Origin of the sequence: Pseudomonas gorinensis, from assembly GCF_042015035.1 — a bacterium.
In the GTDB taxonomy this organism is placed as follows: domain Bacteria; phylum Pseudomonadota; class Gammaproteobacteria; order Pseudomonadales; family Pseudomonadaceae; genus Aquipseudomonas; species Aquipseudomonas gorinensis.
Window position 1 is genome coordinate 4,400,491 of the sequence record NZ_CP167125.1, and the last position, 13,325, is coordinate 4,413,815.

Below are 13,325 nucleotides of genomic sequence, written 5' to 3' on the forward strand. Positions count from 1 at the left end.
CCCCCTTTATCAACCTGGAGCACAGCCTTGTCACAACCCGGCGATAACCACCAGCTCGCCCTGGACCGATTCCTGGCAGAACATCCCGACATCGTCACGCAGTTGGATACCCTGAACCCGCTGGCGGCCCAGGCCAAAGGCGAAACCCTGGCGCAATACCGCGCCGAGCACCTGCACGAAGCCTTCGAGGCTGAAGCCGAGCGCCAGGGGCTGTTTGCCTGGGAGCTGACACTCAAGCTGACAGCGGAGTCAGCCCAGGCGTTCGAAGCCCAACGCCTCGAAGTCCACAAGGAAGTGGCGCAGATGGCCGGCATGAGCTGGGCTGACTACTGCCGGTTGCACGACGTGAACAGCTGACACCGCGCTACACAAACCAACGGCGCCACGGGCAGCCCATCATCTCACGCAACTCAGCGACGCTGATGGTGCGACGCTCGGGGTCCAGGGCCAGCGCCGTGCGTAACGCCGGCCAATAATGCCGAGGCCATTGCCGTGGCCGCGGCAGTGACTCAGCGGATGAGCGCTCCCCCGGCCGCCGTCCTTGCGCCATCTCGTAAAGCACGCACGCCACGCCGTACAGGTCGGCGGCCATTGACAGCGCATCGCCGGCCAGCAGCTCCGGCGCGGCATAAGCGGGTGTCCAGGCACCGATATGGCCGCGGCTCAGGCCCGGCAACCCGGTCGTGAGCAGCGACTGCCCCAGGCCGAAATCGAACAACCGCAGGCCCTCCTCGCTGACCATGACGTTGCCCGGCTTCAGATCGCCGTGCAGCACACCCAGGCGATGGGTATACGCCACGGCGTCGAGCAACTGCACCGCCATCGGTTGCAGTTCTCGCCAAGGCATGCCACCGGGGTATTCGAGCAGCAGTCGGTCCAGGGTCATGCCGTGCATCAACTCCATGGTAAAGAACGCGATATGCCGGTTGATATCGACGTCGAATCCATACATGCGCACCACCCGCTCATGTCGCAGGCCGCGGGCCAGGGCAAACTCGCTGTACAACAGCACATGGGCGTCCGGGCACTCGGCAAAGGTTTCGCCGAGGACCTTCAAGGCCACACTGGAACACGGTTCGCCGAATTGTTCGTGCAGCAAGTCACGGGCGCGGTAGACCACACCCATGCCTCCGCTGCCGAGTATCCGCTCCAGCTGATAACGCCCGGCGAGCAGGCTGGGTGGGGCCACGGTCGCGCTCATGACTGCACCACCACAGCAGTCAGGTCGTCCCGCGCCGTGCCGCGCATGACGGCGGCGAACAACCGGTCCACCATCTGTTGCGGCGTGCCCATGCTCAAGGCACGTCCCAGCTCGCCATGACTGAGTGACTGGTACAGACCGTCGCTGCACAACAGGAACACATCGCCTGGCCGAGTGCTGAGCTCCAGCACTTCCAGGTTCAAGGGCTCACGGGCGCCGATGGCCCGCGTCAAGGCCCGCGCATCCGGGTGGGCTCGGGCCTGCTCCAGGCTCAACTGTTGTTCATCCATCAATTGTCGAAGCAGGGAGTGGTCGCGGGACAGTTGATACAGGTTCTGCCCGCGCCACAGGTAGCAACGGCTGTCTCCCGCCCACACACAGGCAGCACGACTGCCCTCCAACAGTAGCGTGACGACGGTGCTGCCCATGGTGCCGTCGAGATCACCTGCGGGGCGTCTCAGCCCATGGCCCAGTTGCCAATTGAGCGATTGCAGGCATCGGCGAACGGCTTCCACGCGCTGATCGAGGCTACCCTGCCCCGACAAGGACGCCAGGCTGCTGGCCACCCATTGGCTGGCCACATCCCCGGCCCGGTGCCCGCCCATGCCGTCCGCCACCGCCCAACAGCCGCGTTGAGGGCAATCGAGGAACGCGTCCTCGTTACGCGCCCTGACCTTGCCGCGCTGCGTACGCCCCGCACTGCGCCAAGGGATGCCATGGCGGCTCACAGTCGCTCCGGCAAGCGGAACGTGCGCCAGGCCGCGATTTGAAATGGGTTGGGCATGCGCTGGCTGGTCAACAGGTAATTGGCGCGCAAACCCGAGAGGTCAGACTTGAGTATCTGCGCGTTCCGGCCATTGGCGGGCTCGCTCTGCATCAAATCGAAGAAGCGGAACAATGACCAATCTCCGCTGTTTTTCTCGATCCCCAGGGGTCGATGCGCGCCCCGCTCCAGGACCAGGCTGCTGCGACCGTTGTCGGCCTCGGTGGGCCAATGAAACGCCATGGGCACGATGGGGCCGTGGCGATATTCCAGTTGTTGATCGCCAATACGCAGGATGGCGCGACTGACCGCCTGGTCCAGGCTGTAGGGGGCCAGGGTAAAGCGCACGGACAAGCCTCCTTGCTCCTCGGAAAAAAAACCGCGCCGGATCACTTGCGCCTTCGCCAGTTGGTCCAGGAAAGCACGTGATGTCGGAAAGCTGCGCCCGTCCAGGCCGCGCAAGCGGTAGCGGCTGCCCTCGGTGCTGACAAACGGGCGCAGGTAACTGTCATAGAACCGCGCCATCACACCTCGAGGCTTGAAAAAATCGGTGAAATCACTGAGCGCCACATCGCTGGTACCGTGGGCATTGAACGGGTACCGCTGGCGAATGGCCTTGGCATACACACCGTATACCTCGCTTTGATAGCGCTGGTTCACATACACATAGGCCTCATCCAACCAGTGGCGCCAGACATCATCGGCAATGGCCTCGAACCAGGCAGACAGCGGCAGTGGCAGACGCGCAGCAGCATCACGCAAATTGCCCAGCACATCCTGCTGGCCCTCCATGCGCCGTATAGCCTTTTGGAAGGCCGCCTGCTCCGGCGCACTCTCACGGTTCAGGGCCGTCAGTTGCAGGTGCAACTCGTCGGCCAGACGCAGGGCCTGGCTTAACTCGGCACCGGGGTTTTGCCGCTCGTCCAGCATCTGGTGCAACGGTTCGAAGCGGCGCTGCAACGCACGCCGGGCCGAGTCCGGCGGCAACTGCTCCATTAGCGCGTCGCTTGCCAACTGCGCCACCGCGCCCACCTCACCGATCTGGCGCGTCACCTCATCCAGTCGCTCGCTGACAGGGAGCAAGCGGGTATTTTCCCTGACCAACTGCAACAGCTGGATCAGGGGCGACTGGGCGGACGTCAAGCTGGCAAGTTGCTCGGCACCTTGCCTGAGGCCGTCAGTCGCCTGCAGGCTGACCTGGCCCAATGCATCACTCCAGGCGTCGGCGTACTCGCTGAAGTAACGCTGCTCGAGCTCAAGCATCAGCCGGCGTAAATCCATGGCACTCAAGTCCGTCCCTTCACCCAGCACCCAATTGTCCTGGGCAATGGCATTCACCAATCGCGGCCCCTGCGTCTCGAAATACTGCAAATACCGTTTTGTGTAGAACCCGGGGATCGGATGATCGATGGCGGCAAATACCTTGCCCTCGGCAAAGCGCAAGGGTTCCAGGTTACGCGACTGCTCGCGCAGCACCCGGTAGATCACATCGGCCAACGACTCACCGCGCAATGCCTGGCGCGCCAGGGCAACCAGTTGATCATCTACCGGTGCCACGAACGATTGCCCAAGCAACTGCGCCAGATGCACATTCAGGCGGTGCTGTGTCGACGTATCGCCCGCATAACGTGCCGACCAATGGCCAGCCACTCGCTGCGCCAGCCAAGCCGTATCACGGCGCTCGCGCAAGGTGAGCATCAGGTAGGCACGCAGGTTGTCCAACAGCCGCTCGCGATCATCCAGGCTGGAACGCACCTGCTCTTCGAGCAACTCGGTCACCCGTGGCAATAACTGCTGTTGCAGGGCCTGCTCATAAGCGCTGTCCAGCACCGGCTGACTCGCTTCTCCCTGATACAAGCCTGCACGTTCCACCAGTGGCACGTCCTGCACTGCGGGGAAAACCTGGATCGCCGCCCGCCGTGCATCCAGCAGCGGCAACACGGCCAGCGTCGCGTCCGTACCAAGTGGCAAGGCAACTGGCGTCGCCAGGTTGGCCAGTTGCTGCAAGCGATGATGGTTGACCGAATAACTGTGCATCCACAGCCAACCCGCCGCACCGATGATCAGGGTTGCGGCCACGGCCACGCCGATTTGCCGGCGACGTATGCGCTGCTGTTCCTGGCCCTGCAGACCGGCGAGGCCGGCCTCGGCAAATATCACCCGGTTGAACAAGCCCTGGATGAAGTGCGAGCCGCGCTCACCGGCGCAGGTCAAATAGAACCCGCGCAGTCCGTTGATACGTTGATAACGATGCGCGGAAAAAGCCAGCTCGATAAATGCGCACAGGCGTTCGCCGACTCGCGCCATCTGTTGCGGAAAGTCGAGTGTCAGCCCGCGCTGCTCGACACTGCGCTGCGCGTGCAAGCGCTGAATCAACTCCCCCCCCAGGCGTTGCAGCAGCGTCTCGAACGCCTGGCGCACCTGGGTGACTTCAGTGCCGGCCTTGCCGGTGATCAGCTGTTGACCCAGTACGCCTTCGGCGGCGTCGGCCTGGGGTGAGTCGAAGTATTCGGCAAACCCCGTCAACCGATCGGCCTGGGTCAGGACCAGGTAGATCGGCACATCGACATGCAACGTCTGCTGGATTTCCTGCAAGCGCGTGTGAATGTGACGGGCGTGATGGTCCAGATCCAGCGGGTGGCTGCCAACCAGCGTTTCCATCGACAAGGTCACCACGACACCATTGAGCGGGCGGACCTGGCGTCGCGCCCTGAGCAGCCTGAGCAAGGTCAACCAGCCCGCGGCATCCACGGCACCGTCCGGTTGCGTCAGGTAGCGTCCGGCGGTATCGACCAGCACCGCGTCGTCGGCAAAGTACCAATCACAGTAGCGGGTCTGGCCCGTCGAACTCGGCTCGACACGGTCCAGCGGAAACGGCAACCCACTGGCCGCCAGCAAGCGCGTCTTGCCACTGCCCGCCTCGCCGATCAACAGGTACCAGGGCAGCTCATCACGCCAACGCTCGCTGCGTTCAGCATACCGGCCAGAGGTTTTCAGGGTATGCAGCGCCTCCCTGAAGCGGCCACGCACTTGTTTCTGCTCGTCCTCAATGCGCCCCTGTTGCTCATGATGCGCCTGGTGTCCGGGCTTTTTCAGCCGCACGGCGCGGCGCCCGCCGGCCAGGACCATCGCCAGCCCCCACAACAGAAACACCACGCAGACGGTCAACAGGCGCGATGTCGGTGCGGCCCAGAACCGATACCCGTCCACCGCGAGCAAGGGTCCGAAAAACCATACCAACAGCGCGACTGAAAGCACCAGCAACAAGCTCCAGACCCAAATCGTAGCCAGCACGGTGCCCGCGCCCTTGAAGAATGCGTTCATTCATTGCTCCCAGCGTTACAGGGGCGTCCGAGTCAGATCCGGCGCCGAAATTTGAAAAGGTTGCAGCACCTGTGTGCGCTCTTTGCCCAATACCCAGGCAAACCCCGAATAGATCGCCAGCATGCAGCCCAGGCAAAGGATTCCAACCCAAAGGGTCGGCAGCTTGCGCGGGGCTTTATGGCGTACGGGCTCCACCCGTGGCGGTAATACAGAGACAGGCAGCGGCGTGCCCCGGACATGCCTGACCTGGCGATACAAGGCATCGCGCACCGCTTCAAGTTGCAGCACGCCACGCTCCATGACCCGATATTTACCCTCAAACCCCATCGCCAGGCACAGGTACATCAATTCCAGCAGCGCAATGTGCTTGACCGGGTCTCGGGACAGTCGCTCCAGCAGCTGGAAAAACTTTTCGCCGCCGAACGTTTCGTTATGGAAGCGGCTCAGCAGGCTGACCTTCGACCAGTCGCTGCGACTGCCCCAGGCGGTGGTCACCACCGCTTCGTCGATCACGCTGCACAACACATAACGCGCCGACATGACCTGGCCGTTTTCGCTCCCCTCATGTAAGGCACGGGTCTCGAATTGGGTGACCCCTTCCGACAGCCGATCATTCAGTGTTTGCAAGCTTTCCCGACCGCAATGGCTCCTGAGCCGGGCCACCTCCGCCAGTAATTCCCAAGCGACCGCAACCAGCGGGTTAAGCCCCATATTGAAGGTCTGCGCGCCCTGCAAGCGGGCCGCGTAGATCATTCGGTCTTCCAATTGCTCGAAGCGCGGTGGCGTGGGGAAATCGGTGATCGCGCCCTGCGCCGGCCCCCGTCCTTCACGATCAAGCAGGACAGTTTTTTCGTCCTGTGGGTATTCACGGTCCGTGGTCATAGTGTTCAGTTCCTAATGGCCCAGAAGGTGAGTTCAAGCTCGGCAAACTCGCCGCCGACATGGAAGGCAAACCCACCCGAATGCTCCAGTTGCGTGATGTCCCGGGCGCTGAGTTCGAGCATGAAATAGGTTTTGCCGGCATGGAACGGCAACTGGCGCGGCGCCACCGGCAGCGGCTTGACCTTGATGCCCGCCAGATGCAGGTTGACCAGTTCGCGTATACGCTCCACCGGGCCGATCTTCAGATGCGCCGGCAAACGGTGACGAAGCTCATCCGAATCACACTGCGCGCTGGCCGTCAGGATGAAGGTCGCGCTGCCGAGCAGCTTGAGGTCGCTCACCGGGCATACCAGCACGCCGTATTGACGCTGTTGCAGCGCGAGCTCCATGGCATGCTGCTCCAGCACCATCGACAGCATGGAGCGAATGCCCTCCATCAGCCCACGAAAGCTGGCGCCCTGGTCGTTATGCCGATACCGCACGTCCAACTGGGCACGCTTGCTGTCATGGGCGAACGTCGATAACTCACCGAGCATCGACAGGCACTCGCGGAACACCGTTTCCGGACGAACCTGAACCTGGCCCAGATAGTGACGCAGGACCCACTCGCAACGATTGACCAGTTGCAGCATCAGAAAGTCGCCGATCTGCGAACCGGCGGCGGCACCGTTGCCCTGGATACGCTCTGCAATGGCGTCGCCTCGGCAGGCCAGCAGGCTGATCACCTCCTTGAGGCACGACGATACATAAGCCGATCCCTGGACATACATGAAGGTCGGGCTGAACTCCGGGTCCAGGCTCACGCCCTCTTCATCCGTGCAATCCACAACCTGGGCGACCTTGAGCATCACACACGCCTGGTCACTGTGATGCTCCCCCAGCAGCAGGCGCAGGTCCGGACGGCCGCAGTGAATCTGACAACGTAAATCGACACCGGCATTGGAGTCGCCAACGTCCATCGGCCAGGTGATATAGCGTGCCCAGACATCGGCCTGGTCCTGCTTGCGCGCCTCGATCTGGTTGTGGGTCGTCAACGGCAACGCAAGATGGATCCCTTGCCTGCCCGCGTTGGCAGGTACCTGCAGGACCAGCGGCTCCATGGCGGCACTCAACTCGAAGAGGCTGCCGTCGGGTAATACACCACTGGCTTGGTTGACGACGATCTTGCCCAGGCGCAGGTACTGCAGGTCGATTTCAAGGGTGATGAAACCCCAGGTGTCGCAGCCCAGCAGGCGGGTGCGGTTGAGTTGCTGGTTGTAGTAACGATCGTTGTGTTGCAGGTGCTGGGGCCGCAACAACATGCCTTCCTGCCAAATGACTTTATGAACGAGCATATCAATCCTGCCTCGCACCAGAAATCGGGTTGGCGACCCGGATGCCAGCCTTGTCAAGCACCAGGCTGGCCCGGGTCAGTTTCTGCGGGTTAAGCGACACCACCATTCGCCACTGCACATGGGGCAGGTCTCGATAGGCGGCCAGCACCCCCACATAACGGCTCTGCGGTTCAACCTTGAGCTTGAGCTCCAGCCGTTCGCCGGGGCGCATTTCCAGCTCCTCGCTGCTTACCCAGTCCTTGGGCATGGCTTGCTCGGCACGCCCGTAAAGGCTGAAAAAATCGGCGTTCTCGAAGGCCACGGGATGGCGCAGCTCGAGCAAGTGCACCACGATCGGCGAGGGACGCCCGTGCAGGTCGGGGTTGACCTGATCACTGGCGACCAGCTTCAGGTCCAGCTTGGTCACGGTAGAAAAAGGCGACAGGGTGCTGCACCCGGTCAACAGGCTGAATACCACCAGCATGGATGCAACGGCGGCTCGATACATGATCATCATCCCGGGTAGTCCACATGAAGGGTGGAGATCAGGCGGACCTGCTCGTCATAGGCTCTGGCGAAGTCCTTGCCCAACAGGTGTCCCGTGAGCGGTTCAGCCTCGACCAGGCGCTGGTAGTGACGTTGATAGGCGCGCCATTGGGCACCGTCGGTGTTGAACCGGGGCGATTTGTCCTGGCGCTCGAAACACAGCAGCAGATAGCTGGGGGCGAACGCTTCCCGCGCGCTGCGCGCCGCGGCACGACATGCCGCCAGCAATGCAATCTGATGCGTCTGCATATCCCGGTGCACTTGAGTGATCGCCAGGTCGGCGGGCAGTTGGCCAAATTCGCTGATGCCCAACAATGCGGCCAACGCCGTCTCGGCATCCGCGCACTGCCTGAGGGGGTTTGGGCTGTTCACAACGGGAGCGGCGGGCGCCAGGTTCGATTCACTTTTCAGTTCGTCGCAGGTGCGCAGGTTGTGCTGCAACCCCTCGATACTCAGCTTGAGCAAGCCGGCGACCTTGATCGCCAATGCCTCTCGCGCTGGCCTGTCAACGTCGTCGAGGCGGATCCCCAGCGCTGCCGCAAACTGCGTCCAAAAGGACTCGTTGTCCGCTGGCGCAGTGACAACCTGCGGGCTCGGGGGCTCCTCCAGGTCGGGCTCCACCCATCGAGGCAAGACCAGATGGTCTCGGTCCGCCGCGCTGTGAGTCATCCACTGCCCCGGTTCTTGGGCGACAGTACTCAATGCGTCCAGCCCGTCCAATGACGGATGGGTGAGGTCCTCATCATCCAGCGCCTGCATGGGGTCCAGGGCCAGGAAAGCATCGTCGGGAATCGGCCCCGGTGCCGTAAATCGCCGCGCGCCGGGCGGGGCCGGCGGCTCGATAAGCCTTGCGCGTATCGCCAATGCCCCCAGTTGAAAAAGATCACCGTCGGCGATCAGTCGCGCCTGCCCTTTATTCAGGCGTTCACCACTGTCGGCCACGCAAATGCCATTGCTGCTGATGTCCGTCAGAAAGTAGCGACCTTCACGGTAGCTCACCAGCCCATGGTGACTGGACAACAGTCGACTGGCATCGGGGATCACCCAGTCGCAACCGGCCCCGCGACCGATCACACCGCCGACACCGGCAAACGTCTTGCGAGCGCCGGCCAGCGGCTCGGTGCCAGCGCCGTCATACACTTCAAATACCAGTTGCATGCTCGGGTCCTCCATTCACTGGCCGCGACTGGTCGCTTGCGGGTCGCCCAACGGACGGTAGTCAGCATCATCGAAGACATAATTGGCGTTACAGCCGCCCAGCACACACAACACAAGCAACATGGCTTGCCACAGACGATCAGGCATCGGGTATCTCCCATAGACACAAGGCATTCAGCACTCCCCCTTGGCTTCACCAACAGGAATATTCAAGCGGGCAAGCCGGTAGAGCAGCGTGCGGCGAGCGACGCCCAGCTCACGGGCGGTGCGTGTTCGATTACCACGGTTCTTCTGCAGGCAATCGATCAGGACCATGCGCTCCACCCTCTCCAGGCGCTGGCGTAATGTGGTCTCTACAGCGGCCTCCGTTCGCGGCGACAGCGCCAGGTGCAGCGGCAGGATCACACCGTCATCACACAGCAGCACCGCGCGCTCCACCAGGCACTTGAGTTCGCGGACATTGCCGGGGAAGCCATGACTCGTCAGTTGATCCAGGGCCGCGCTTGACCAGCCAACAGCTGGCCGACCGAGTGCCATACAGGCCTCGTCGGCGAAATGACGCGCCAGTTGCAGCGCGTCGCCGTCGCGCTCACGCAGCGCCGGCAACTCGATGGGAAACTGCGCCAGCCGGTAATACAGGTCTTCGCGGAAGGTCCCCTGGGCCACCATGGCAAGCAGGTCACGGTGAGTCGCCGCGATGATGCGGACATCGACCTTATGGGAAGCATTGGCCCCCAGCGGACGCACTTCTCCTTCCTGCAAAACGCGCAGCAACTTGGCCTGCAGTGAGAGCGGCATGTCACCGATTTCATCCAACAGCAGCGTGCCGCCATGGGCTGCATCGAATAACCCGACGTGGTCGCGCTGGGCCCCGGTAAATGCGCCCTTGCGGTAGCCGAACAGCTCGCTCTCCAACAGGCCTTCCGGAAACGCGGCGCAGTTCTGCACCACGAACGCTTTAGCGCTGCGCGGCCCGGCGGCGTGGATGGCCCGCGCCACCACTTCCTTGCCGGTACCGGTCTCGCCACGCAGCAACACGGTGTACGGCGTGTGCAGGACCTTACCGATCAAGCGGCAGGTCTCGTTCATCGCAACACTGTTGCCGATCAAGCCGTACACACGAGTGGCGGGCGCTCTCGATTTGAGCCGGGTGACCTCCGATGCGGGCTGCATCCGTCGCAACAGGCTCAATTGCGCCAGCGCGAAGCCGCCAAGGCGCGCCAGCGAGGCAACATAACCTTGCAATTGGGCTGGGCGCGGGCTGGCGCACAGCAATACCCCCATGATGGTTTTGCTGCGCCCCAGCAGCGGTATGCAGGACAGGCAATGCCAAGGCTGCGCCACTGCCGGCAGGAACCCGATGTCATGCACGCACTGGCTCAGGTCATGCAGGGTAAGGGGCTGCCCTTGGGTCAGCACGTAGTGCAACAGAGGTTCACGCTGGGAGCCAGGGCCCGACGCTGGGTCGCCCGGCGGCAGCGCCCCGTGGAGATGCTGGGCGATCAGCTCAAGCCTGCCCGCCGGCTCATCGAACAGGTACAGCTGGCTGAGTTCACACTGGCTCAGTTGCGCAGCGCCGGTCACGCACAAGTCCGCCAGCGTGGTTTCGTCGTGTTCATGGCCCAGTCGGCAGAACCAGCCGAGCAAGGTCTCGGCATAGGTCAGGGGATGGGGTAATGGGGTAAACAGGCTTTTCATCATTGGCCGAACTCGCAGACTGGCCGACCGCTGCTATCCAGCCGTGCATGAACCCGTGACAGACCTGCATGGCCCACCGTTGCAGTCAGCAGCCGATCAGCGATCTGCGGCAGCAGGTCCGACTCGATCCACTGATCGATCGCGCGCGCTCCGCTGTCACCGTGTGTGCAGAGCCGGACCATGTGCGCCACCAGCTCGGGCGTGTGGGTAAACGCCAACTGGCGTTGCTGCAATCGCTGGCCAAGGCGCGCAAGCTTGAGGCGTGCCACGTCATTGAGCACCTCACCCGTCACCGGGTAATAGGGCACCACCCGCATCCGGGCCAGCAACGCCGGTTTGAAGTGTGCCCGCAGCGCGGGGAGGATCGCGGCTTGCAATACCTCGATGTCCGGGCGCAGGCCGTCGGCGCACGCCTCACTGATGCAGTCGCTGCCAAGATTGGAGGTCATCAGGATCAACGTATTACGGAAATCGATCTCCCGCCCTTCGCCATCATTGGCCAAGCCCTTGTCGAAGACTTGGTAGAACAGGTTCAACACCTCCGGGTCTGCCTTCTCGACCTCGTCGAGCAACACCACCGAATAAGGGCGTTGCCGCACCGCTTCGGTCAGGACACCGCCTTCGCCGTAGCCCACGTAACCCGGAGGTGCACCGATCAATCGAGACAGTGAGTGTTTTTCCTGATACTCCGACATATTGATGAGGGTGACGAACCGCTGGCCTCCGTACAGCAGGTCGGCCAGCGCCAGCGCGGTTTCGGTCTTGCCCACACCGCTGGGGCCGGCCAGCAGGAATACACCTACCGGCGCATCGGGTTCGTTGAGGCCGGCAGCTACGGCCCGCAGGCTGCGATCAAGCGCCTGCACGACCGGCTCCTGTCCCAGAATGCGTGCTCGCAAGGCATCGGCGAACCCCAGGACTTTTTCGCTGGGTTCAAGGGCCACTTGCTCGACGGGAATCCCGGTCCACGCACTGATGACCTGGGCCACCAGGCGCGGGCACACCGTCGGGCTTGCCGTCGGCTGCTCGCGCTGTTCAACCCAGCACTGCTCCAGGGCCTGGCGCTCCTGCTCCAGGGCATCCAGTCGCAGGCTCAAGGCTTGCAGGGCCACCTCATCGACCGGCAGCCCGACCTCGGCATCCCTGCGCAGCGCCAGGTGTTGCCGCGTCCCTTCGGCAAGCTCGGCGACAAGGCATTGCAAGGCTTCGGGCCGCGCCGACAAGCACGTGCGAGCCCTTGCGCACGCCGTATCCAGCACATCCACCGCTTTATCCGGTAGCTGGCGCCCGGCCAAATACCGCGCGCTCATGTGCGCTGCCGCGACAACCGCATCATCGCGCACGTACACGTCATGGCTGGCCTCATAGACCGGCACCAGTCCACGCAGGATCGATACCGCGGCCTCGACACTCGGTTCGCCCACCCGTACCGGTTGAAAACGCCGCGCCAATGCGGGGTCCTTTTCGATGTATTGCTTGTACTCCGACCAGGTGGTGGCGGCGATGGTCCGCAGTTGACCGCGGGCCAACGCAGGCTTGAGCAGGTTGGCGGCATCCGACGCACCACCCGGCCCCGCGGCCCCCACCAGCATATGAGCCTCGTCGATAAACAGGATCACGGCCTGGGGCGAGGCGTTGACTTCGTCGATCACCCCCTTGAGGCGGCGCTCGAATTCGCCCTTGATACCAGCCCCCGCTTGCAGCAGCCCCATATCAAGGGTCAGCACGCGCACATCCTGGAGGGCTGGCGGTACCTGCGATGCGACCACTTGCAGGGCGAAGCCTTCGACAATCGCCGTTTTCCCGACCCCGGCTTCTCCGACCAGGATCGGGTTGTTCTTGCGTCGACGCACGAGGATGTCGATCAATTGCCGGATTTCACCCTCCCGGCAGATGACAGGGTCGATCAAGCCTTCACGGGCCTGGCGCGTCAGGTCCTGGGTAAAACGCTGCAACCATGATTCAGCCACCACTGCCTGGACTTGTGCGCCCTGGCTCAATAAGAAGTCACGTACGCGATCAGCGTCCAAACGGCTCAAAATACCTTGATAACCGCTGCCGGCGTGCTCCAGGGGATGACGTAGCAGCGCGAGCAACAGGGCGCCCTGGTCAACGTCATGTCGCCCCAGTTCAAGGTGCGCAACCATCAACGCCTGTTGCAACCACTGCACCAAAGCCTGGGCGAACACCGGGTTGCGGGTTGCACACTGCGCGGTCTTTGGCTGCAGCGTCGCCTGCAGTTCGTGCAGCGCTACGTTGGCCTCTGCCAGCGCCTTGGCCAACACGCCATCGGCGTGCTCCAGCAGCGCCAGCAGCAGGTCCTCCACCAGCACTTCGCGACCGCCCCGGGCGATACAACGTTCAGCCGAGCGTTCCAGGTCGCTGCGGGTTTGCGCCGCCAATGTCCGTATCAATTGTTGCAGGTCTACATTCATCATAA

At 62.9% G+C, this 13,325-nt stretch carries 11 protein-coding genes; 1 reads left to right on the plus strand and 10 read right to left on the minus strand.

All coding sequences use genetic code 11. The annotated features are described in order from the left end of the window. Positions 1–27 precede the first annotated feature (27 nt). Positions 28–357 carry a DUF6388 family protein gene (locus AB7933_RS19915; protein WP_024075940.1) on the plus strand — a complete coding sequence of 110 codons (330 nt, stop codon included), beginning with the start codon at positions 28–30 and terminating at the stop codon, positions 355–357. A 7-nt stretch (positions 358–364) separates the two neighbouring features. On the opposite strand, the gene AB7933_RS19920 is transcribed toward AB7933_RS19915, so the two are convergent. From AB7933_RS19920 to AB7933_RS19965, 10 genes are read right to left on the minus strand one after another with little or no spacing between them, the layout of a single operon-like run. Then, positions 365–1,201, minus strand: coding sequence for a serine/threonine-protein kinase (locus AB7933_RS19920; RefSeq protein WP_024075941.1), 837 nt, complete (start codon positions 1,199–1,201; stop codon positions 365–367). Continuing rightward, a complete protein-coding gene (locus tag AB7933_RS19925; RefSeq protein ID WP_024075942.1) occupies positions 1,198–1,929 on the minus strand; it encodes a PP2C family protein-serine/threonine phosphatase in 732 nt (243 codons plus the stop codon). The genes AB7933_RS19920 and AB7933_RS19925 overlap by 4 nt, the downstream gene beginning before the upstream one ends. Continuing rightward, complete coding sequence (gene tssM / locus AB7933_RS19930; protein WP_024075943.1) at positions 1,926–5,288, minus strand: type VI secretion system membrane subunit TssM; 3,363 nt, start codon at positions 5,286–5,288, stop codon at positions 1,926–1,928. Before tssM ends, AB7933_RS19925 begins: the two co-directional genes overlap by 4 nt. A 15-nt stretch (positions 5,289–5,303) precedes the next feature. Next, the gene (gene icmH / locus AB7933_RS19935; RefSeq protein ID WP_024075944.1) at positions 5,304–6,170 is read right to left on the minus strand and encodes a type IVB secretion system protein IcmH/DotU; all 867 of its coding nucleotides are present in this window, start codon (positions 6,168–6,170) and stop codon (positions 5,304–5,306) included. 5 nt (positions 6,171–6,175) lie between these two features. Continuing rightward, the gene (gene tssK, locus AB7933_RS19940; RefSeq protein WP_024075945.1) at positions 6,176–7,504 is read right to left on the minus strand and encodes a type VI secretion system baseplate subunit TssK; all 1,329 of its coding nucleotides are present in this window, start codon (positions 7,502–7,504) and stop codon (positions 6,176–6,178) included. 1 nt (position 7,505) lies between these two features. After that, complete coding sequence (tssJ, locus tag AB7933_RS19945) at positions 7,506–7,991, minus strand: type VI secretion system lipoprotein TssJ (RefSeq protein WP_041161236.1); 486 nt, start codon at positions 7,989–7,991, stop codon at positions 7,506–7,508. Between the two features lie 5 nt (positions 7,992–7,996). Continuing rightward, positions 7,997–9,187: a type VI secretion system-associated FHA domain protein TagH gene (gene tagH / locus AB7933_RS19950; RefSeq protein ID WP_024075947.1), complete on the minus strand. Its 1,191-nt coding sequence runs from the start codon at positions 9,185–9,187 to the stop codon at positions 7,997–7,999. A 15-nt stretch (positions 9,188–9,202) separates the two neighbouring features. Continuing rightward, positions 9,203–9,334, minus strand: coding sequence for a hypothetical protein (locus tag AB7933_RS19955; RefSeq protein WP_024075948.1), 132 nt, complete (start codon positions 9,332–9,334; stop codon positions 9,203–9,205). Positions 9,335–9,361: 27 nt separating this feature from the next. Beyond that, complete coding sequence (locus AB7933_RS19960; protein ID WP_024075949.1) at positions 9,362–10,888, minus strand: sigma-54-dependent Fis family transcriptional regulator; 1,527 nt, start codon at positions 10,886–10,888, stop codon at positions 9,362–9,364. After that, positions 10,885–13,323, minus strand: a complete 2,439-nt coding sequence (locus AB7933_RS19965) for an AAA family ATPase (RefSeq protein WP_024075950.1) — start codon at positions 13,321–13,323, stop codon at positions 10,885–10,887. The genes AB7933_RS19960 and AB7933_RS19965 overlap by 4 nt, the downstream gene beginning before the upstream one ends. Positions 13,324–13,325 lie beyond the last annotated feature (2 nt).